Origin of the sequence: Myxococcus sp. AM011, assembly GCF_013372595.1 — a bacterium.
In the GTDB taxonomy this organism is placed as follows: domain Bacteria; phylum Myxococcota; class Myxococcia; order Myxococcales; family Myxococcaceae; genus Myxococcus; species Myxococcus eversor.
The window spans coordinates 13,454-34,475 of the sequence record NZ_JABXEM010000011.1 but is presented as its reverse complement, the minus strand read 5'-3'; the positions used below and the strand labels follow the sequence as shown (position 1 = coordinate 34,475).

Below are 21,022 nucleotides of genomic sequence, written 5' to 3'. Positions count from 1 at the left end.
TCAGCGGCGCGGCGCGACCAGCCGCATGCTGAAGGTGTAGTCCACGTTCACCGGATGGCCCTGGTACATGATGGGCTTGTAGGTGCGCGACTGGAGCGAATCCAGCACCGGCTTCTCCATGTACGTGACGGACTTGATGACGCGGCACTTCTCCACGCGGCCCTTGGTGGTGATGGTGCAGCGGACAATCATCACGCCCTCGGCCTTCGCCGCCATCGCCTCGCGCGTGTAGACGAGGTCCTTGCTCTGGTCGATCATCTCCGGGCGGGACATGTCCTCGTTGTAGGGCAGCACGTCGCCGCGCGCGGACGCGAGCGCCGCGGTGGGGAGCACCGGCACCGCCAGCCCACCGGACACGCCCTTGGCCTGCGTCGCCGCCGCCGCGCCCACCGCGCCCGCCGTCGGCGGAACCACCGGCTCCGCGGCAATCGCCTGCGTGGGCGAGAGCATCACCGGCGCGGACATTCCGCCCGGCGTCGCCACGGGCTCGGCCACCTCGACCTCGTCCGTGGAAGAGGCAGCGGACGCCACCTCGATGCCACCACCGCCGCGCGAGCCACCCCGGCGCTTCTGGAGCTTCTGCGACAGCACCACCTCGCCGGAGCCGCCCGTGACGACGGTCTCCATCTGGTAGCCCTCCATCGCGAAGGTCAGCTCCACGGTGATGGAGCCGTCCTGGCCCGACGGCAGCTCCAGGGTGAAGGGCGTCGTGCCGCGCTCCTTTCCCCGATAGAAGACGCGCGCGCCGCTGGGCTGGCTCATCAGCTTGAAGCGGACCTTCTGCGCGCCGGCGGGGATGACCGCCTCCTGCGCGGGCGCCGTGGGCGGAGCCTGCACCGGAGCCTGCGCCACCGCTTCCGGCTTCGTCTCCGGAGCCTTCGCGGGGTCCTTGTTGCTCATGAAGAAGATGGTGCCCGCGGCGACGAGTCCCGCCACCGCGAGGCCGCCCAGTCCGCCGATGGCCAGCGTGCGCTGACGGGCGCGCTGGACGGCGACAGGCACTTCCACGCTGATGTCCACCGCGAGCGTGTCACCGGAGTCCGTGCCCGAGCTGCCGGCGCTGGAGAACAGCGGGGACGGGTAGGGGCCCGTCGTCGTCGCGCCACCCGGGCGCTTGAAGATGCCGCTGTTGCCGCCCGCGGACATGCTCGCCTCGCGCAGGCCCTCCAGCAGCTCGTCCATCGTCTGGAATCGCCGCGCCGGGTCCTTCTCCAGACAGCGGCGCACCACCGCCTCGATTTCCGGCGGCACCGCGATGTCCGGGCGGAGCTGCTGGAAGGTGGGCGGCGCTTCCTTGTAATGGGCGAAGATGAGCTCGATGTGGTCCCGCGCGATGAACGGCGGGCGCCCCATCAGCATCTGGAAGAGGACGATGCCCAGCGAGTACACGTCGCTGCGCGCGTCCGTCGCGTTGCGCGCCTGCTCCGGCGCCATGTACTGCGGCGAGCCGAGGAATGTTCCGTTCTGGGTGATCTCCGGGGAGATCTGCCCCTCTTGCGGCGCGGCCACCGACTTCACGAGCCCGAAGTCCAGGACCTTCACCAGGTCCTGGTCCTGCTCGTTGAGCAACATGATGTTCGCGGGCTTGAGGTCCCGGTGGATGATGCCCAGGCTGTGCGCCTCGCGCAGCGAGCGGCAGATCTGCTGGGTGATTGCGATGGCGCGGGACCACGACAGCGGCCCCACCTGCCCGAGCACCTGGGCCAGCGTGCGGCCGTCCAGGTACTCCATGGCGATGTAGAAGATGCCATCGTCCGTCTGCCCGTAGTCGATGACGGTGACGGTGTTGGGATGGCGCAGCTTCGAGGTGAGGGAGGCCTCGCGCAGGAAGCGCTTCTGGAAGCCGGGGTCCCGGGTGCTGGAGTAGCTGGGGTTGAGGACCTTGAGCGCGACGACTCGCTCCAGGGGGGCCTGCACCGCTCGGTAGACCTTGCCCATGCCGCCAACACCCAGGGGGTCCAGGATGCTGAAGCGACCGTTCAGGGTGCGGCCGATGAGCGGATCCGCGCCCGTCGCGGCAGGCGTCTCGGGGTTCGGCGAGTCGCCCTTGATCATTCGTACCCCCTGACTACAAGCAACATGGATTCTCCAGGAGTGTGCCGGGTACGCATCAAACCATATCTCCAGTTCCGGACGCACTCCCGGCCTGGATGATCCATGACTCACCAGGGTGGCTGACAGCACACACCGGGGTCGTCGGATGCGGGACGGTCCATTTCACCCCGCATTGACGCTCCTTCACTGCCCGGATTAGCGTGAGTCCACCCGCGCGCCAGGGCAGAAGCGGGCGGGGCCGCCCCCCATGGCAGACACCCCCTCCAACTCCCCCGTCGTGGAAGCCCAGCTTCGTCGAACCTCCGTACAGGAGCGTCTTGGCGCGCTGGAGGTCGAGCAGGCGCGGCTGCGCCAGGAACTGGTCTCCCTGTCGGGAGAGTTGCGACTGCCGGGCCTCTATCTCACCCTGGACGCCGCGGGCACCAGCGCGCTGCTGGTGGCGGACGCCGTCCAGGAGGTGGTGCGGCTGGTGGAGCTGGAGCCACTGCCCGGAGCCCCGCCGCATGTCGCGGGGACCTTCATCTACAGAGGGAGTCCCGCCGTCGCCGTGGACCTGGCCGCGCTCCTGGGCGTCAAGCGCGAGCCGGCGCTGGATGCGCACCTGGTCATCTGCAAGGGCGCTCGGCCGGTGGCCGTGCTGGTGGACAGGGTGAGAGACCTCGTCGAGGCGCCGGTGCTGGTGGAAGGCACTCCGGACGGCGACGTGGCCTTGCCGTGGGATGGCACGGGACTGATGGCGGGCCTGTGCCGGACGCCCGAGGGGATTCGCCCGCTGCTGCGCATCTCCGCGGTGCTGGTGGGGTCGGAGGAGACGTGAGCGACGCCGTCCTCGATGACGCGACGCTCGTGAAGGTCGAGGAGGTCCTCCGGGCCGCCTGCGGCCTGACGCTCGCGCACAGCCTGCGACGCTCGCTGGAGACTGCGCTGGCGCGCTCCGCCGAGACGCGGAACCTGTCGCCCGCCGCGTTCCTGAACGCGCTGCTGCGGCGGGACGCGCAGGCGGTGGAGACTTTCATCGAGCACGCCGTCATCGGCGAGACGTACTTCTTCCGCCACCCCGAGCACCTGCGCTCGCTCGCCAGGCTGGCGCCGCCTCAGGCCGGGCCCTTCTTCCAGGTGTGGAGCGCGGGCTGCGCCAGCGGCGAGGAGCCCTACAGCATCGCCATGGCCCTGCTCGCCGCGGGCGTGCCGGAGGGCCACTTCCGAGTGCTCGCCACGGACGTGTCGGGCCGGGCGCTGGAGCGCGCGCGGGACGGAATCTACGGCCCCTGGTCCCTGCGGCACATCGAGCCGGAGCTGGAGAAGCGCTTCCTGGAGCCTCGAGGCGAGCAGTTGTCGGTGGTGGCCCAGGTGCGGCGCATGGTGGAGTTCCGCCGCCACAACCTGGCCATGGAGCCGCCCCCCGTGAGCGCGCCGAGCGCCATCTTCTGCCGCAACGTCCTCATCTACTTTCCGCCGGACCTGGTGCGGCAGGTGCTGGAGAGCTTCGTCTCCGTGCTCGCGCCGGGCGGCCTGCTCTTCGTCTCGCCCGCGGAGGTGCCGCTCACCAACGGGCTGGGCCTGGAGGCGGTGGACGCGGAGGGAAGCGTGGCCCTGCGGGTTCCACCTCCGGGGTGGACTCGCCCCGCGCCGCCGACTCCGCGCGCCGTTCGCGACGCGGCCACGGCGCTGCGTGCCGCGGCCAGGGCGCTTCCTCCCCGACCGCCTCCCGCGCCGGAGCCTCCTCCGAAGCCCGTCGTCGCGGAGCGGACGGTGACGCCTCCGGTTCCCACCCTCAAGGACCCGATGGCGCGGGCGGTGGACGCGGCGAGGGCCGGGCAGTTCGAGGAGGCGGAGGCGCTGGCGCGCGAGGCCGCGAAGGCGCTGGTGCCGGAGGCGTATCTGCTGCTGGCGATGGTGGCGGAGGAGCGCGGCGAGTTGAACGGAGCGGTGGAGGCGGTGCGCAAGGCGCTGTACCTGGAGCCGCGACTGGCGCTGGGGCACGCGACGCTGGTGGCGCTCTATGGGCGCATGGACCGGCCCGAGGATGCGGAGCGCGCACGGCAGAATGCGCTGCGCGCGCTCGACGGGCTGGACGACGAGCAGCCGTTGCGCGGAGTAGAGACGATGACCGCCGGAGGCCTGAGGCAGGCCCTGGCTCCAAGAACGCAGGCCGGATGGCAGGGTGCGCGCTGATGACGCGGAATCCTCACCGGTGGGAGGCAAAGTGGACGTCAAAGAGACGAAGCTGACACTGCCGGCACGACTCGCGGTGGGACGCCTCAGTCTGCGATTCAAGATTGTCGCCGTCACGGGTGTGACGGGCGTGCTCGTGGCGGGCATCCTCATCCTCGCCTTCTGGGTGCAGATGAGCGGCGCGCAACGGGAGGACCTGTCGCGGCGCTCTCGCTCGGTCAGCTCGGAGCTGTCCCGGACGCTGGCGCCCATGTTGGTGGCCAACCAGGACGCCAGCCGCATCCAGTCCACCGCGCACGGCGTGCTGAGGCACGTGCCGGACGTGGCCTATGTGCTGGTGCGCGATGCGAAGGGCGAGCTGCTGGCGGAGGTCGCCGCGGAGCGCTTCGCGGGCGCGGACCAGCCATCCGCCGACGGCGAGGACGCGGTGGAGCGCCGGCTGGTCATCAACGACGAGTCGGTGCTGGAGTCCACGGTGCCGGTGCTGTCGCCGGGGGCCGCCAATCGCCGCGTGGGCACCGTGCAGGTGGCGCTCCATGAGGAGGCGCTCACCAACGCGCTGAAGGGCACCACCCGCTTCACCGTGGTGCTCGGCATCTTCATCCTGGCCGCGTGCCTGTTGGCGTCCTGGTTCATGTCGGGGCTGCTCGTCGTCCCGCTGGAGCGGCTGGCGCGCGCGGCGTCGGGCATCGCGGGCGGCAACCTGCGTCAGCAGTTCGACACCGTGGCCTCGGATGAGATTGGCGAGGTGTCCCGCAGCTTCGCCGCCATGTCCGAGGGCCTGGCGCACCTCCTGGAGGACCTGCGCGGCGCGGCGGCGGAGATGGAGAAGGAAGCGGTGGGCGTGTTGACCACGTCCTCGCAGCAGTCCGCCATGGCGCACCAGCAGGCGTCCGCCATCAGCGAGACGAGCACCACCGTGGCGGAGATTGCACAGACCTCCAAGCAGGCGACCGCCTACGCGGACGCGGTCATCTCCCAGACGCAGAAGTCGGAGACGCTCAGCTCCGAGGGCCAGAAGGTCGTCTCGGAGAGCGTGGCCGGCATGGAGAAGCTGGGTGAGCAGGTGAAGGCGATTGCATTGTCCATCACCGACCTGAGCGAGCGCACCCTCCAGATTGGCGACATCATCAGCACGGTGAAGGACGTGGCCGAGCAGTCGAATCTACTGGCGCTCAATGCCTCCATCGAAGCGGCCAAGGCGGGGGAGCACGGGCGCGGCTTCGCGGTGGTTGCCACGGAGATGCGCACCCTGGCCGAGCAGTCGCGGCTGGCGGCGGAGCAGGTGCGTGGCCTGCTCAACGAAGTGCAGAAGGGAACGCGGGCGGCGGTCAGCGCGACGGAGGAAGGCAGCCGGCGCGCGCAGGCGGCGATGGAGCTGGCGCGCGGCGCGGGCTCGGCCATCCTCGGACTGTCCGAAGTCATTCGCGAGTCCTCCGGCGCGGCCCGGCAGATCGCCGGCAACACCCGGCAGCAGACGATTGGCGTGGAGCAAATCGCCGCGGCGATGGGCGAGCTGACGTCGGCCATGGGAGACTCCGTCGTAGGGACGCGACGCATCGAACAGGTGGCTGGAAACCTGACCAATCTCTCGAAGCGCTTCTCGGACCTGGTGGGTAGGTACCAGCTATGAACGCAAACGTGGCGACGACACGACAGGCCTTGAAGGTCCTCATCGTCGAGGACACGAAGACCATCACCAACTTGCTCCAGGTCTACCTGATGGGATGGGGATTGGAGTTCATCGACGCGCCCAATGGCGTGGAGGGTTTGAGCAAGGCGCGGGAGCTCAAGCCAGACCTCATCATCTCCGACGTGCAGATGCCGCTGATGGACGGGTTCGCCCTGTGCGCGGCGGTGCGCGCGGACAGCAACCTGCACAACATCCCCTTCATGATGCTCACCTCCCTGAAGGACGACGCGAGTCGCCAGAAGGGCAAGCTGGTGGGCGCCAACGCCTTCCTCAACAAGCCGGTGTCGGTGGATGACCTGCGCTCGAAGGTGAGCGACATGTTGAAGCTGCCCGCGAAGACCCGGTGATGCCCGAATGCCGAGTGACGAGGTCAAGGTGAACAACGACTCCCTGGGCTCCAAGCCCCAGCTCGACGTTTCCCATGCGCCCGGGGTGAGCGCGGAGAAGCGCCGCGAGGTGCTCGGCGCGCGCGCTCGCGCCCTGGCCGAGTCTCGTCACGAGGAGCACCACGAAGTGTTGTCGGTGCTCGCCTTCCAGGTGGGAGGCGAGCGCTACGCGGTGCGCATCGAGCACGTGGACCATGTGCTGGAAGCGCGCGGCATCTCCTCTCTGCCCGGCGCGCCGCCGCATGTGCTGGGCGCGCTGGCCAGCCGCTCCCGGGTGATTCCGGTGTTGGACCTCCGGCAGTTGCTGGGGCTGGAGGGCGGCGGGATGTCGGACCTTGGAAAAATCGTGGTGGTGGAGGTGGGGGAGGAGAGCTTCGGCCTGGCGGCGGAGACGGTGGAGGGACGCAAGGAGTTGCCGAAGTCGGAGCTGTCACAGCCCCCACCGGGACCCTTCCTGTACCTGACTCCGGACCGGCTGACGGTGCTGGAGCTGGAGCAGCTCGGAGGCCCGGCCGGCCAGGCGCGGGAATAGAGGCGCGACATGGATCCGCAGCTCTTGCGCAGCATCTGGCCGGTGTTCTCCGCGGAGACGCGTGAGCAGATCCAAGCCATTGGAGCGAAGGTGCTCGGATTGGAGGGCCCTTCGCGCGAGCGTGAGGCGGACCTCCTGCCCTCGCTCAAGCGACTGGTGCACAGCCTGAAGGGCTCCGCGGCGAGCCTGGGGCTGGATGACATCGAACAGGTGGTGCACGCCATCGAGGATGGGCTGGCCCACATCGAGCCGGACACCGGCCTGCCTCGCGCCTCGGTGGAGTCCATGCTGCGCGGCCTGTCCGGCATCGAAGCCGCCATGGCCCGGGGCGACGCGGGCGAGGCGCCGCAAGTGGATGGCCTGAGCGCGCTCCTGAAGCTCCTGGGGCGCGAGGTCTCCGTGCCCGAGTCCACGGCGACGGCCTCCGGCCTGTCCTCGAAGGGGTTGGAGGCGCTGGAGTTCCTGGAGGCGTCGCTCGGTGCGCTCTGCTCTCCGGACGTTCCAGACCGGGCCGCCGTCGTGCGCAAGGCGATGGAGCGGGCGCGCGCGCTGCGGGTTTCGGCGCAGGAGTCCGGGGCCACGCGGCTGGCGACGTTGTCCGAGTCCGCGGCGCTGGGCTTCGCGCGCATGGAGCCCGGTGGCGACGAGGCCAGCCTGGCCGCATCCGACGTGGCCGGCACGCTGGTGGAGCTGCGGGCCCAGTTGGAAGAAGGCGGCGCGCGGAACATGGCGCGCACGGTGGACGCGCTGAGGGCCGTGCCGGCGCCCACGCCCGCGGACTCGGCCTCTCCGAGCGCGCAGGCTCAAGCGCCGCGGGAGGAGACGCGCGGCACCACGGCGGACCACACGGTGCGCGTGGCGGTGAAGACGCTCGAGTCGCTGGCGCTCCAGGTGGAGCTGCTCGTGGCGGGGCGTGCGCAGCAGGCGCGGCGCTCAGAGGGCTACCGTGCGTTGTCGGACGGGACGCACGAGGTGCTGCGGCACCTGGAGCGCGCGTCGTCGCAGCTCACGCTGGCGGGCGGTGGGCCGGCGCTGGAGTCGCTGCGCTCCGGCGTGGCGATGATGCGGACGATGCAGAAGCGTCTGCTGGAGGTGTCACGCGAGGCGCACCGCGACGGCGAGCAGCTGGCGCTGGTGGCCCAGGTGGCGCGCGATGACCTGCGCGACCTGCGCATGGTGCCCGCGTCCCAGCTCCTGGAGCCGCTGCGCCGCACCGTGCGCGAGGTGTCCACGCGGCTGGGCAAGGACGTGGCGCTGGAGTTGAACGGCGGCGACGTGCGGTTGGACCGGCGCATCCTCGACGCGCTGAAGGACCCGTTGCTCCACCTGGTGCGCAACGCCATCGACCACGGGCTGGAGTCCCCGGAGGAGCGACGCGCGGCGGGCAAGTCGGAGACGGGGCGCCTGACGGTGCGCGTGGAGCCTCGGGGCGCGCGCATCGGGATGATTGTGGAAGACGATGGCTACGGCCTGTCACCGGAGCGCGTGCGCGCCACGGCGGTGCGCCGGGGGCTGTTGTCCGAAGAGGAGGCCGGCAAGCTCACCGACGCGCAGGCCGCGCGACTGGTGTTCCAGCCGGGCTTCTCCACGCGCGAGCAGGTGACGGCGACGTCGGGACGTGGCGTGGGACTGGACGTGGTGCAGGCCACCGCGGCCCGACTCCAGGGCTCCGTCGACGTGGAGTTCTGGGCCGGACGAGGCACCCGCTTCACCGTGGACCTGCCGCTGTCGCTGGCGTCCGCGCTGGGGCTGCTGGTGCGCACCGGCACGACGGTGTCCGCGATTCCCTCCGACAGCGTGGAGCGCGTGCTTCGCTTGACCCCCGCGGACGTGGGCACGGTGGCGGGCCGCGTGGTGGCCCGCGTGGACGGTGGGCAGCTCACCTTCCTGCCCCTGGCGGAGGCCATCGGCCTGCCTCGGCTGCCCCTGGCGATTGAGTCCGGGCAGGTGCAGACGGCGGCGCTCGTCGTGGTCGGCGGCGACAAGGTGCTGTACGCCATCGACGAGGTGGTGGGGCAGCAGGAGATTGTCGTGCGCTCCCTGGGCAAGCATCTGCAGAGCGTGCGGCACCTCGCTGGCGCGGCGGTGCTGGATGACGGGCGCGTGGTGCCGGTGCTCAACGCGCCGGAGCTGGTGCGCGCGGCCCGGCCGGAGACTCGCTCCACGGGGACGGAGGCGCGGCGCCCGCGCATCCTCGTGTGTGACGACGCGCTCACCACGCGCTTCGCCATGAAGTCGCTGCTCGAAATCGCCGGCTTCCCGGTGGTGACGGCGGCGGACGGCGAGGAGGCCTGGGGCGTGCTGGAGCGCACGTCGGTCCAACTCGTCGTGAGCGACTGGCAGATGCCTCGGTTGGATGGCGTGGGGCTCGCGCGACGCATCAAGTCCCACCCGACGCTGCACTCCACGCCCATCATCCTCGTCACCTCGCTCGACAGCCCGGAGGACAGGGCCGCGGGACTCGAGGCGGGCGCGGATGGCTACCTCGTCAAGCGTGAGGTGGAGCGCGGCAAGCTGCTGGAACTGGTGCGGCAGCTGCTTCCGACGCGCTGACGCCGCTCAGGGGCTGGAAGCTCCTGGCGGCCCCAGCTCCGCGGGGAGCTGGACGACCCACGGTTGCTCGCCCGGAGTGGGGGAGCGCAGCGTGCCACCGAGTCGCCGCGTGAGTTCTCCCACCAACGCGAGCGCGCGCTCTCCGGGCGCACCTCCATCTTGCGTCGTGGCGACAAGTCGCCAGCAGCCCGTCGCCTCAAGCATCTCCACTTGAAGCGTCACGGAGGTGGCGCGTGTGGACGCAAGCCCTCGGACGAGGGCGCGCACCCACGCCTTCAGCTGCGCGGGGCTCGCCTTCACCAGCAACGTCCGCTCCGGTACCGTCATCGTCACACGCCAGCGCGAGGCCAGCCGCGTGTCGGGGCCGAAGGCCGCGTGGAGCAGGGGCCGCAGGTCCGTGGCGCTGCCCCGCCCCAGGCGGAAGTCGATGAGGGTCTTCTGGTCCTGGGCGGCGCGCATCATCCGGTCCAGGTAGCGCTGCACCGTCGCATTCAGCGGGCCCGCGGTGCCCTTCAACATCATGTCCAGGTAGCCCTTGATGACCATCAGGGGCGTTCGCAAGTCATGGGCCGCGAGCGAGCGGCGCTGCTCCCAGCGGACCGCGTCGCGCTCCTGCTCGCGTCGTGAAGCCAACAATCGCGCGTGTCGGGCCTCGGCGGCGGACTCGCGGGCATGGGCGGCGAGCAGCGCGCTTCCCAGGGCGGACAGCCGTGCGAGCACCTGTCCATCCGCGCGTCCGGTCCGCTCGGGCCAGACCTTCAGGAGTCGTCCACCTCTTGAGGTGGAGCCGGCGACGCCCGTGCCCGCCCTGGCCACGCAGGTGCGTCCATCGAAGAGGGCCGCGCCGGACGCCTCCGTCAGCCGGAGCGTCTCCCGCAGCAGCAGCTCCATCCCCGCCAGCGCGCCACAGCGCAGCGCGCGCTCGGCCACCGCCGCGAGCGTCTGCTCCACCCCCGCGTCGACTTTGAGGTCGACGCTCCGCCCACTCCAAGCACCCACTTGCACGCGCAGAGGTATGAGCACGGCGCGGTCTGGGCGCAACACTGCCCAGGGAGGGCAAAGAAAGGGACGCGTATCGGCAATCCTTTACCCACGGCCGCCGCCAGGCCCCCGACTTTTTACTGTCCCGCGGGGCTGGATGATCGCCCAAACCCGCTCAACTCCTCGTGAGGACCCCTTGGCCGGACCCTTGCTAACGGCCACTGCGACGGGCGGCGGAAGGGACGAATGGGGACTCTCGATTACTACGCGGCAATCGCAAGACTCGCTCCGGGGGCCCTGGCCCTCAGTGCGATGCGGCGGGTGCAGGGCGTGGCGCGGCAGGCACGATATCGAAGGCGCGAGCGCACCGATGAGGTGGTGTTGCTCCAGGCCTTTGGCGCGGCCCGCGCGGAGGAGCTGACGGAGCGAGCCCTCGACAGTCGAGCGTCGCGAATCTGGTGTGAGCTGTCGCAGCGAGCCTCCGTGCTGGACGCGCTCGCGGCCATTCCTGGAGCGCGGGAGCGCGCTCGTGCCCGTGCGCAGGCCGCGCTCCGACAGGAGTGGGATGTCTTTGGAACGCGCATCGCTTTTGGCGAGGGACGTCCGGTGGACTGGTCGCTGGATGCGCTCAGTGGCCACCGCTATCCGCTGGCACCCGTGGAGCGGATGCCGCTCACCTCGAAGGGGAATGACCCGAAGTACCCCTGGGTGATGGGCCGGCTCGACAGCGTCGTCGCGCTCGCGCAGGGCTACTGGGTGGAGGAGTCCCAGGGCGAGCGCGTCCGGCTGGCCTCCGCCTTCGTCAATCAGGTGCTGGATTTCCTCCAGGCCAATCCCGTGGGGCAGGGCGTCCACTGGACGTGCGCCATGGAGGTGGCGCTGCGCGCGGCCAATCTCGCGCAGGCGCTCGTCATGTTCTCCGACGCGGCCGAGGTGCGTCGGCCGGAGTTCGTCGTCCCGGTGCTGGGCGCGCTGGCGGACCACCAGTCCTGGGTGGAGGCCCACCTCGAGGACCGGGGCACGGTGCCCAACAACCACCTGGTCTCCAACTACGTCGGCTTGCTCGTGGTGGGGTTGCTCTTCCCGGACCTGCCACGCGCCGCGCATCAGGTGGCGCTGTCGGTGTCGGGCCTGTGCGCGCAGATGGCCGCGCAGGTGCACGTCGAGGGCACGTCCTTCGAGGGCTCCATTCCCTACCACCGGCTGTCGGTGGAGTTGTTCACCCTGGCGCTGCTGGTGGCGCGGGGCGCGGGCGTGCCGCTGGGCACGGCCTACGAGACGCGGCTGCGTCGCATGTTCCACGCCGTGCGCGCGTGGTGCTCGGAGACGGGCCTGGCCCCGCAGGTGGGCGACAACGACTCCGGCCGCGTCTTCCCGCTGCGTGAGCGGGATGACCTGGAGCAGGGATATCTGGTGGGACTGGGCGCGGCCCTCTTCGGAGACGCTGGCCTGGGCGGAGGCGAGCTGCCGGATGAAGCGGCGTGGCTCTTGGGACGCCAGGGATTGGAGCGCCACCGGAAGCTGGCACCCGCGCCGGCGCCGCTGTCGGTGAGCTTTCCGGAGGGTGGCTTCCACGTGCTGCGCGGCGCGGGCGCCGTCGTCACGGTGATCGCGGGCAAGCAGGGCCAGCGCGGAGTGGGCGGACACAGCCACAACGACAAGCTCTCCTTCGAGCTGCACCTGGGTGGCCGTCCGCTCATCGTCGACCCGGGCACGGGCTCGTATACGAGAGACCCGGCGATGCGGAATGCGTTCCGTGGCACGGCCGCGCACAACACCGTGCAGGTGGATGGCGTGGAGCAGGCGCCGTTGGACCCCGCGCGACTCTTCGCGCTGACCGAGGGTGCGAAGGCGCGCGTGGTGGCCTTCCTTCCTGGCGCGACCGTGGACAGATTGCGTGTCCGTCATGATGGTTACCGCATGCTCCCCGCGCCGATGGGCATCGAGCGCACGTTCCGGTTGGACCGGCACGAGCGCGCGCTGGCGGGACGAGACAGCTTCATCGGCACCGGGCGGCACGAAGTCATTGGACGGTTTCATCTTCCCGACGAGCAGGCGCGGCGCATGACGCCGGACGCGCAGGTGCTCGCGAGGGCGCAGCGCGCGGCGGAGGAGCCGCTGGAGTTCGAGCCTGTCGCGGTGGAGTTGGGCCCCGCTGGCGCGCCGCTCGCATGGATTCTGCTGGAGCGAGGGCTGGAGTCTGGATTGGTGGAGTCCCGGTATTCACCCGGCTACGGGCGGGTGGTGCCGGCGATGACAGTGGAGTTCCGGGGGCAGGTGAAGCCTCCGACGAGTTTGCGGTGGGTGGTTGTCTTCAGGTGAGTTTTTGGTCGGGGCGTGACCGTCTTGGCGGCACGTCGCATCAGGAGAGGTGAGGACGATGAGGGTGATGGTCGGCAGCCCGCTGTTGGAGCGTATTCGTCGGCGGGACGCGAAGGTCGGTGTGGTGGGGTTGGGGTACGTCGGTCTTCCTTTGGGTATGGCGTTCGCGGAGGCGGGCTTCCCGGTGCTGGGGCTCGACGTCGACAAGCGCAAACTCGACAAGATTGAGAAGGGCGAGAGCTACATCAAGCACATCCCCAGCGGGCCGCTGGCGGAGCTCACCAAGTCGGGCAAGCTGAAGGCGACCAGCGACTTCGCGAAGTCGAAGGACCTGGACTGCGTCATCATCTGCGTGCCCACGCCGCTCACGGCTTCGCGTGAACCGGACATGAGCTACATCATCCAGACGGGTGAGTCGCTCGCGCCGTACGTGCGCCGCGGTCAGCTCTTCATCCTGGAGTCCACCACCTACCCCGGTACCACCGAGGAGGTGCTCAAGCCGCTGCTCGAGAAGAACGGTCTCAAGGCGGGCGTGGACTTCCACCTGGCCTTCAGCCCCGAGCGCGAGGACCCGGGCAACAAGAACTTCAACACCAAGACGATTCCCAAGATCGTCGGTGGCTACACCCCGGAGTGCTCCGAGGTGGCGGCCGCGCTGTACGGCAGCGCGCTGAAGGAAGTGGTGCCGGTGTCCTCCACCCGCGTGGCGGAGCTCGCCAAGCTGCTGGAGAACATCTACCGCTGCGTGAACATCGCCATGGTCAACGAGATGAAGATGCTCTGCGACCGGATGAACGTGGACGTGTGGGAGGTCATCCAGGCCGCCAGCACCAAGCCCTTCGGCTTCCAGCCGTTCTACCCGGGCCCGGGCCTCGGTGGGCACTGCATCCCCATCGACCCGTTCTACCTGACGTGGAAGGCGCGCGAGTACGAGTTCCACACCAAGTTCATCGAGCTGGCCGGCGAGGTGAACTGGCAGATGCCGTACTACGTGGTGCAGCGCACCATGGAAGCGCTCAACAAGAGCCGCAAGACGCTCAATGGCGCGCGCGTGCTCTGCCTGGGCGCCGCGTACAAGAAGGACATCGACGACATGCGCGAGAGTCCTTCGCTCCGCATCATGACGCTGCTGGCGGAGAAGGGCGCGGAGATCAACTACCACGACCCCTACGTGCCGGAGCTGCACAAGGGCCACGGCTTCAACATGGAGATGAAGTCCGTCCCCCTGGAGCCGGAGAAGCTGGGCGACTACGACGTGGTCATCATCCTCACGGACCACACCAACATCGACTACGCGGCGGTGGTGGCGAACTCCTCGTGCGTGATTGACACGCGCAACGCGACCAAGGGTGTGACCCAGGGCCGCGAGAAGGTGACGAAGGCGTAGTCGGCGACAAGCAAGGGCCCGGAGGCCGACCCTCCGGGCAGGGGTTCACGGCTCCAGGTGTCGGGAGGGGCACCTGGGGTCGGCGGACCTGCTCGTCTTGTGGGGTGGTTTGGGTACAGTGGGGGACGTGAATTCCCTCACTCGACCTGTTCTCCCCCTGCTGGCGGCCGCGGCCGTGTTGCTGGCGGCGACGCCCGTGCAGGACTCGCGACTGCTGCTGCTCGACGCCATGTCGAGCGAACTGACGCGCAATCAACAACAGCTCAAGCTGCAGAGCCACGAGCCGCCGTACTTCATGAGCTACCAGCTCAAGGACTACGCGCAGGAGGTCGTGGCCGCGCGCTATGGCGCCGTCTTCATGGACGACGGCTACCGCGAGCGTCGGCTCTATGTCGACACGCGGGTGGGCGACTATGCCTTCGACAGCTCGGTCGAGGAGGGGCTGGAGTTCTCCTTCTCCACCAAGGGCACCAGCTACACGTCGCGCAAGGAAGGCCCGCTGGATGACTCGCCGCTGGCGCTGCGCACCGCGCTGTGGCTCATCACCGACGAGAAGTACAAGTCGGCGCTCTTCCAGTTCCTGAAGAAGAAGGGCGAGGACGTCTATTCGGTGGAGGACCCGAAGCGTCCGGCCTCCTTCACGAAGGAGAAGGCGAGCAACTACGTCCAGCCGCCGGTGGCGAACCCGTTCAACCGCGAGCGCTGGGTGAAGCTGTCGCGCGAGGTCTCCGCGCAGTTCAACGCGCATCCTGAAATCTTCGACTCCGAGGTCCGCGTCACGTCGGACAAGGTGACGCGATTGTTCGTGTCCACCGAGGGCACGAAGCTGGTGACGGAGGAGACGCTGTACGGGCTCCATGTCACGGCGGTGACTCGGGCGCCGGATGGCCAGCTGCTGGATGACTCGCGTGACTTCTACGCGCCCACGGAGGCGGGGCTGCCGGATGATGCTCGCGTGCGCGCCGCGGCGGAGAAGGTCATCGAGGAGCTGCTCGCGCTGCGGCAGGCTCCCGCGATTGACCCGTACTCGGGGCCGGCCATCCTCGCGCCAGAGGCTTCTGGAGTGCTCTTCCACGAGACGGTGGGGCACCGGTTGGAGGGTGACAGGCAGGATGGGGACAACGAAGGGAAGACGTTCAAGGGGCAGATTGGGAAGCTGGTGCTGCCGGCGTTCCTGTCCATCCACGATGACCCGTCCCAACGTGCACTGGCTGGGGAGCCTCTCAACGGGTACTACCTCTATGACGAAGAGGGCGTGAAGGGGCAGAAGGTGACGCTGGTGGAGAAGGGCGTGCTGCGAAACTACCTGCTGGGCCGGCGTCCGGTGGACGGGTTCCTGAACTCCAACGGGCACGGACGCAGCCAGGGCACCCTGAAGCCGGTGGCGCGCATGGCGAACCTCATGGTGGAGAGCACCCGGCAGGTGAGCGACGCGAAGCTGAAGCAGATGCTCATCGACGAGGCGAAGCGGCAGGACAAGCCCTACGGCCTCATCATCCGCGACATCACCGGTGGCAACACGAACACGTCCAGCTACGGCTACCAGGCCTTCAAGGGGGTGCCGCGCATGGTGTACCGGGTGGATGTGAAGACGGGGAAGGAGACGCTGGTGCGCGGTGTGGAGATTGTCGGCACGCCGCTGTCGGCGGTGAACCGCATCATGGCCACGGGTGAGAAGCGGGGCATCTTCAACGGCTTCTGCGGCGCGGAGAGCGGCAACGTGCCCGTGTCCACGGTGGCGCCCGCGGCGCTGCTCCAGGAAATCGAGCTCCAGCGCGCGGTGGAGGGCAAGGACCGTCCGCCCATCCTCCCCAGCCCCACGACGCTCCAGGCGTCGCCGGCTCGCGAGAAGCCGTAGTCCTTCGACGATGCGGGGAGCATGGCACATGGACCGTCCGGCGGTGCCGGGTGGCTGGGCGTCGAGCGGTGCGGTGCTCCAGTACGGAGCCCGCGTCGCGTGGGGCGTGCTGTCCATGTGCGGTGTCCTCCTTGCGGCCGGAGTCCGCGTCACACGGTGCATGCTGTCCATGTGCGGTGTCCTCCTTGTGGCCGGAGTCCGCGTCACACGGTGCATGCTGTCGGCGTGCGGTGTGTTCCTCGTGGCCGGCGTCGCAATCGCGGAGCCCGTGCCCTCGGCTGATGCATGGCTGGAACTGGTGCATGACGACCGGCTCGGACCTGGGGGTAACTGGGAACTCATCTCCGTGGAGGCGACGCTGGATGGCCGCCCCCTGCCGACGGCTTCGGACTCCAGGGAACAGGGCACTCTTCGCCATGTACTGCCGCTCGGCTTGCATTGGCTCGACGTGACGACGGTGTACGAGGGGCGCTCGGACGTCTTCTCGTACGTGGAGGGCTATCGCTTCGTGATGCGAGGGCGCGTCACACTCGATGCTCGGCCTGGCGATACGGTGCGCATCACCTCCACGGCGTATGAGCGCGATGGCGTCACCGTGCAGTGGCAGCAACGCCCTGTCTTCCTGCTGCTGGGCCAGCCCCAGGAAGCGGTGGTGGGAATCGAGTACGGGTCCGCGGCGAACAGGCCGCTCCCAGAGGACGTGGCGGCGCGGGTCGTCGACGAGGTGCTCGCGGAAGCGCATCGCCTCTCCCCGATTCGGCACGAGGCCACGGTCTCCGTGCCCGCCGCCGAGCCTCCCGGTACCTGCGAGCTGGAGCCCGTCTACTTCGCCTTCTTCGACACCCGGCTCTCCGTGGAGGGAGACACCTCGCTGATGCTCGCGGCCGACTGCCTCCGTCAGCGTCCGAGCCTGCGCGTCCGACTGCGCGGCCACGCGGATGTCCTGGGGCCCGAGTCCATCAATGCATCCCTGGGCCTGGGGCGGGCCCAGTCCGTGGCGGCGAGGCTCGAGGCGCTCGGTGTCGAGGGCGCCCGGCTGATTCTGGAGACCCAGGGCGCGGACCAGCCGCCATGTGACGACGGCACCCCGGGATGCTTCGCCCGCAGCCGCCGTGTCGAACTCATCGCGGAGCCGTCGCCTCCCTGAGGCGCGAGCTTCACTCGAGCCGCGCGGCGCGATTGCTTCCCTGCGTCACGAACCTCCCTCGAGCCGCGCGGAGCCCACCGTCATCACCATGTCGCGCAGGTGCTGTGCCTCGAACGGCTTGGCGAGCACCGGGTTGCGGACCTCCTGGAGGAAGCGCTTGGTCTCCGGAGTGAAGGCGCCGCCGCTGATGAAGACGATGCGGTCATGCAGCCCCGGCCAGGTGTCACGCACGGAGTGGTACACGTCCATGCCCGTCAGCTCCGGCATCATCAAGTCACAGAGGATGACATCGAAGGCCCTGTCCTGGCCCAGGTGCGCCAACGCCTCGCGGCCGTTGGCGAGGGTGACCAGCTCGTGGCCTCGCAAGAGCCTGCGCATCAAGTCCAGCACGCGGGGCTCGTCGTCCACCACCAGCACGCGTCGGCCCAGGGAAGGGGGACCCACGCGAGGGAGCGGCGGGACGAAGATCTCGTTCTCCGCGCGAGGCAGGATGACCTCCACGGTGGTGCCACGGCCCACCGTGCTGCTCACGCCAATGCGCCCGCCCAGCGCGGTGATGATGTCGCGGCAGATGGCCAGCCCCATGCCCATGCCCTCGCCCGAGCGGCGCGTGGTGAAGAGCGGGTCGAAGATGCGCGGCATGACGTCCGGAGCGATTCCGCAGCCGGTGTCGGTGACGGAGAGCAGCACGTCATCGGCCTCGGCGCGCAAGGCGACGGTGATGCGGTGCTCGGACGCGTGTCCCTCCGGAATCGCGTGGGCCGCGTTGAGCACCAGGTTGAGCAACACCTGGCCCAGCTTCGTCACGGTGCCGTGGACCCGAGGCACCTCCGTCTCGTAGTCCCGGACGACTTGTGCCCGATGGCGCAGCTGGTTCGCCGCCATCCGGAGCGTGCTCTCCGTGACGGCCTTGAGGTCCACCGGCTCCCGGGCCTCCGTATTGGGGGCGGAGAGCGACTTCAGGTCCGCGACGATGCGCTGGATTCGCAGCGTGCCCTCCAGGGCCTCGTCGAGGACCTGACGACATTCCGCGTCCGAGGCCTCGCTGGGGTCCGGCAGTCGCTCGCGCAGGTACTCGAGGTTGCCCGTCGTGTACGCGAGCGGGTTGTTGATTTCGTGCGCCAGGCCCGCCGCGAGGATGCCCAGGGACTGCGCGCGCTGCTCCCGCTCCTTGTCCTGGAGGTACTGCGCGTCCCGGCGCTTGCGCTCCACCGCGTTGACCAGCACGTGGCCCGTCAGGCGCATCAGGTGCCGCTCCTCCGGCTTCCACTCGCGCGGCTGGTCCACGGTGTCGAAGCCCATCCAGCCGATCAACCTTCCGGCCAGGAGCAGCGGCGCGTTGATGAACGAACGAATGCTCAGCAGCGTGCAGATGCGGCGCTCTTCGGTCGCCTCCAAGGGGAGCTGGGCCGCGTCCGTCACCGTCACCATCCGGCCCGCGCGCAGCTCGTCCAGCGACCAGCGGAAGCCGACCACGGAGCGCCCACTGTGGCTCGCCAGTCCGTGGGGCCGCATGCCCTGCGCGCACCACTCGTAGGAGTCCGACAGGTGCTCACCGTCGTCGGAGAGCAGGTTGACGTAGCCACGCTGGGCGTCGATCTGCCGACCCAGGACTTCCAGTGCGGCCCGCACGCCAGAGCCCAGCTCGTCCGGAGGAAGGTTGAGCAGCTTCTGCGAGGTGTCCGTGAGCAGCGACCAGCTCTTCAGCAAGAGCCCCAGCTCCCCCCGCATCGCCCGCAGCGCGGAGGCTTCCTGGCGCAAGGTCGCGAGCGTGCCCTCGGGCAGCCCCGGTGCTGGTGTCGTGCTGAGTTGATCCAGGACCTCGGCGGACTGCTGGAGTCGCTCCAACAGTGTCAGCGAGTCCGTTGCCTCGGCGGACAGCCCTGGGCTGTTCCGCTGCTGCTCGGCCATCGAATACCCCCTCCCGTCCCCGCACGGCTTTCCCCAACCCGTGGCGTGGATTTCAGCTCGGCCGAAATTCTGCCACCGGTTTGTTCCCTGCATCCAGTGTGCATTTTTGAATAATGCAACCGGGCAACAGGTGGTGGCGATGACTCAGGGTGAAGTGGGGGGATGAGTGTCCAGGGACTCAGGAGGGGGCGCGAGGCGAAGTTGCCGGCCGCCCTTGAAGCCGCGCCACTGGATGTAGCGGCGGAAGTCCTGGAGGAAGACGTCGGGAGAGAGGCCCACGGCCTGGGTGAAGGCCTGGGCGAAGTCTGGCCCCTGGCTCATGGCGTGGAGGATGCCCCGCACCACGGGCTCGCCGTAGCGCCGGGCCAGGAAGGTGAAGGCGTGGTGGGCGGCGCCATAGACGATGTCGCTCTCGCGTCGGTAGAGCGCGTCGGCCTGCGCCAATGGGTCCGCGCGGGGATGGGTGCTCCAGTAGCGGGCCAGGTCCTCCAGGGACGAGACGCGGTAGCCCTGCTCGGCGGTGTACGAGGCCATGCCCTCGCGGAACCAGAGGGGGATGCCCTTGCGCGTCCAGCCCAGTCGGTCCGAGGCCACCTGGTACATCAAGCTGTGGGTGAGCTCGTGCAGCAGCAGCTCGTCTACCTGGGCCTGGCCTGCGCCCAGGAGCGTCCACGTGCGGGGGCTCTGGAGCTCAATCTGCTCGTAGCGGGCCCAGGCGCGCAGGAAGTCATGGTCCGGGCGGTTGGCGGCGCGCTCCAGGGCGGCGTGGTTGGGGTGGATGATGATGGCGACGGAGTCATCGAAGGTGCCCCAGCGGGCCATGCGCGGCAGGGCGCGCTCGACGGCGAGGCGGACCTGCGTCGCGGAGTCGGAGTCCCGGGCCTGGAACTCCAAGGTGATTCGCGCTCCGCTGGCGGTGGGCGTGCCGGGCTTCTGCATGCCCTCGGTGGGGACGGCCAGGGTGGTCCGTCGCGGCGCGGAGCAGCCGGCCAAGAACCCCAGCAGCAGCAGGACCAGGGCGTGGCCGAGGCTCCCCTGACTTCGCATCCATCCCTTCGTCACGAGCCTCACTCCACCCCGAGCCAACGCACCACCGCGCGCCCCACGTCCGCGACGGTGGTGAAGCCGTCGACGTCCGGCGCGGGTGGACCGAAGTAGAGCACGGGGACGGGGTGCAGGGTGTGTCCTCGCGTGGACAGGTCCTCGACATTGCCGTGGTCGCTGCACACCAGCACGCGGGCGTCGGCGGGACGGAGGGCCACCACGGCGCGCAGGAAGGCGTCGAAGGTGTCCAGCGCGGCGTGGGCCGCGGCGAAGTCCTGCGCGTGTCCGGCCTCGTCCGCGAGGTAGTGCTCGAAGAAGGTGAAGTCCGAGCCGGAGGCCACGCGCCAGAAGATATTGGCGGCCTCCTCGGGCGTGCGCTCGGGGGCGGGCAGGCCGTAGGCGCGCGCGTTGGAGCCGGTGATGTCCGGGGTGAGGCCGTCTCCCGCCCGGGCGTCCTCCAGCGTGCGCAGGGGGACGGGGCCCGCGGCGAAGGCCAGCTTGGACGCGGAGGGCTTCATGCGGCGCCGGGCCTCGGGCGTCGGGGTGAACTCCGGGGGCAGGGTGGTGGGGCGCCGGGGGACGCCGAGCGCGTCCAGGTAGGGCGCGGGGTAGGCGTTGGCGAAGGTGGCGGTGCGGCCGGCCTCGAGGAGGCGCTTGACGATGGAGCGGTTCGCGAGCAACTCGCGCAAGGGGGCGTTGGGGTAGCCCAGCACGTGCTGGCCGATGAGGGCGGGGGCCGGGTCTCCGGTGAGGATGGCCGTCTGGTTCGATGCGGACTGGGGCCTTCCGGACACGCCGAACGTCGTGTCCACGGGGATACAGCGTCCTCCGTCCGGCAGGGTGGGGCCTGGGGCGTCCTGGAAGAAGGAAAGCAGGTGTTCTCGATGGGCGAGCGGGTTGATGGCCGGGTCCTTCCGGCCAATCCCCACACCATCGATGAAGAGGAGCGCGACGCGCACGGCTCGCGACTGTATCCTC

At 69.6% G+C, this 21,022-nt stretch carries 15 protein-coding genes; 10 read left to right on the top strand and 5 right to left on the bottom strand.

Annotated elements, in window-relative coordinates; genetic code table 11:
• Positions 1-2,055, bottom strand: a complete 2,055-nt coding sequence (locus HUW62_RS04000) for a TonB family protein (protein WP_176433602.1) — start codon at positions 2,053-2,055, stop codon at positions 1-3.
• A gap of 247 nt (positions 2,056-2,302) precedes the next feature.
• Here HUW62_RS04000 and HUW62_RS03995 point away from each other — a divergent pair, with 247 nt between their 5' ends.
• The 6 genes from HUW62_RS03995 to HUW62_RS03970 are packed head-to-tail and all read left to right on the top strand — an operon-like array spanning position 2,303 to position 9,394.
• Positions 2,303-2,872 (top strand): chemotaxis protein CheW, encoded by a 570-nt coding sequence (locus HUW62_RS03995; protein WP_176433601.1) that lies wholly within the window; start codon positions 2,303-2,305, stop codon positions 2,870-2,872.
• Positions 2,869-4,230, top strand: a complete 1,362-nt coding sequence (locus HUW62_RS03990; protein ID WP_163868428.1) for a protein-glutamate O-methyltransferase CheR — start codon at positions 2,869-2,871, stop codon at positions 4,228-4,230. The genes HUW62_RS03995 and HUW62_RS03990 overlap by 4 nt, the downstream gene beginning before the upstream one ends.
• Before the next feature lie 31 nt (positions 4,231-4,261).
• Positions 4,262-5,863: a methyl-accepting chemotaxis protein gene (locus HUW62_RS03985; protein WP_176433600.1), complete on the top strand. Its 1,602-nt coding sequence runs from the start codon at positions 4,262-4,264 to the stop codon at positions 5,861-5,863.
• Positions 5,860-6,270, top strand: coding sequence for a two-component system response regulator (locus HUW62_RS03980; protein ID WP_163868430.1), 411 nt, complete (start codon positions 5,860-5,862; stop codon positions 6,268-6,270). The genes HUW62_RS03985 and HUW62_RS03980 overlap by 4 nt, the downstream gene beginning before the upstream one ends.
• 7 nt (positions 6,271-6,277) lie before the next feature.
• Complete coding sequence (locus HUW62_RS03975) at positions 6,278-6,841, top strand: chemotaxis protein CheW (protein WP_163868431.1); 564 nt, start codon at positions 6,278-6,280, stop codon at positions 6,839-6,841.
• Between the two features lie 9 nt (positions 6,842-6,850).
• Positions 6,851-9,394 carry a response regulator gene (locus tag HUW62_RS03970; RefSeq protein ID WP_176433599.1) on the top strand — a complete coding sequence of 848 codons (2,544 nt, stop codon included), beginning with the start codon at positions 6,851-6,853 and terminating at the stop codon, positions 9,392-9,394.
• 6 nt (positions 9,395-9,400) lie between these two features.
• Here HUW62_RS03970 and HUW62_RS03965 read toward each other — a convergent pair whose 3' ends face one another.
• The gene (locus HUW62_RS03965) at positions 9,401-10,345 is read right to left on the bottom strand and encodes a histidine kinase dimerization/phospho-acceptor domain-containing protein (protein ID WP_163868433.1); all 945 of its coding nucleotides are present in this window, start codon (positions 10,343-10,345) and stop codon (positions 9,401-9,403) included.
• A 276-nt stretch (positions 10,346-10,621) separates the two neighbouring features.
• On the opposite strand from HUW62_RS03965, the gene HUW62_RS03960 reads away from it, so the two are divergent.
• The 4 genes from HUW62_RS03960 (at position 10,622) to HUW62_RS03945 (ending at position 17,089) form a co-directional block, all read left to right on the top strand.
• Entirely contained in the window at positions 10,622-12,697 is a 2,076-nt protein-coding gene (locus HUW62_RS03960) for an alginate lyase family protein (protein ID WP_176433598.1), read from the top strand.
• A gap of 67 nt (positions 12,698-12,764) precedes the next feature.
• Positions 12,765-14,084: a nucleotide sugar dehydrogenase gene (locus tag HUW62_RS03955; protein ID WP_163868506.1), complete on the top strand. Its 1,320-nt coding sequence runs from the start codon at positions 12,765-12,767 to the stop codon at positions 14,082-14,084.
• Positions 14,085-14,211: 127 nt separating this feature from the next.
• Positions 14,212-15,942 (top strand): TldD/PmbA family protein, encoded by a 1,731-nt coding sequence (locus HUW62_RS03950; RefSeq protein ID WP_240356765.1) that lies wholly within the window; start codon positions 14,212-14,214, stop codon positions 15,940-15,942.
• Positions 15,943-15,970: 28 nt separating this feature from the next.
• Positions 15,971-17,089 carry an OmpA family protein gene (locus HUW62_RS03945; protein WP_176433597.1) on the top strand — a complete coding sequence of 373 codons (1,119 nt, stop codon included), beginning with the start codon at positions 15,971-15,973 and terminating at the stop codon, positions 17,087-17,089.
• A gap of 45 nt (positions 17,090-17,134) precedes the next feature.
• Here HUW62_RS03945 and HUW62_RS03940 read toward each other — a convergent pair whose 3' ends face one another.
• The 3 genes from HUW62_RS03940 to HUW62_RS03930 all read right to left on the bottom strand — a co-directional run bounded on the left by HUW62_RS03940 (position 17,135) and on the right by HUW62_RS03930 (position 21,003).
• Complete coding sequence (locus HUW62_RS03940) at positions 17,135-19,000, bottom strand: ATP-binding protein (RefSeq protein WP_163868435.1); 1,866 nt, start codon at positions 18,998-19,000, stop codon at positions 17,135-17,137.
• 144 nt (positions 19,001-19,144) lie between these two features.
• A complete protein-coding gene (locus HUW62_RS03935) occupies positions 19,145-20,062 on the bottom strand; it encodes a hypothetical protein (protein WP_368670335.1) in 918 nt (305 codons plus the stop codon).
• A gap of 5 nt (positions 20,063-20,067) precedes the next feature.
• Positions 20,068-21,003 (bottom strand): metalloenzyme, encoded by a 936-nt coding sequence (locus HUW62_RS03930; RefSeq protein WP_176433596.1) that lies wholly within the window; start codon positions 21,001-21,003, stop codon positions 20,068-20,070.
• Between the last annotated feature and the right edge of the window lie 19 nt (positions 21,004-21,022).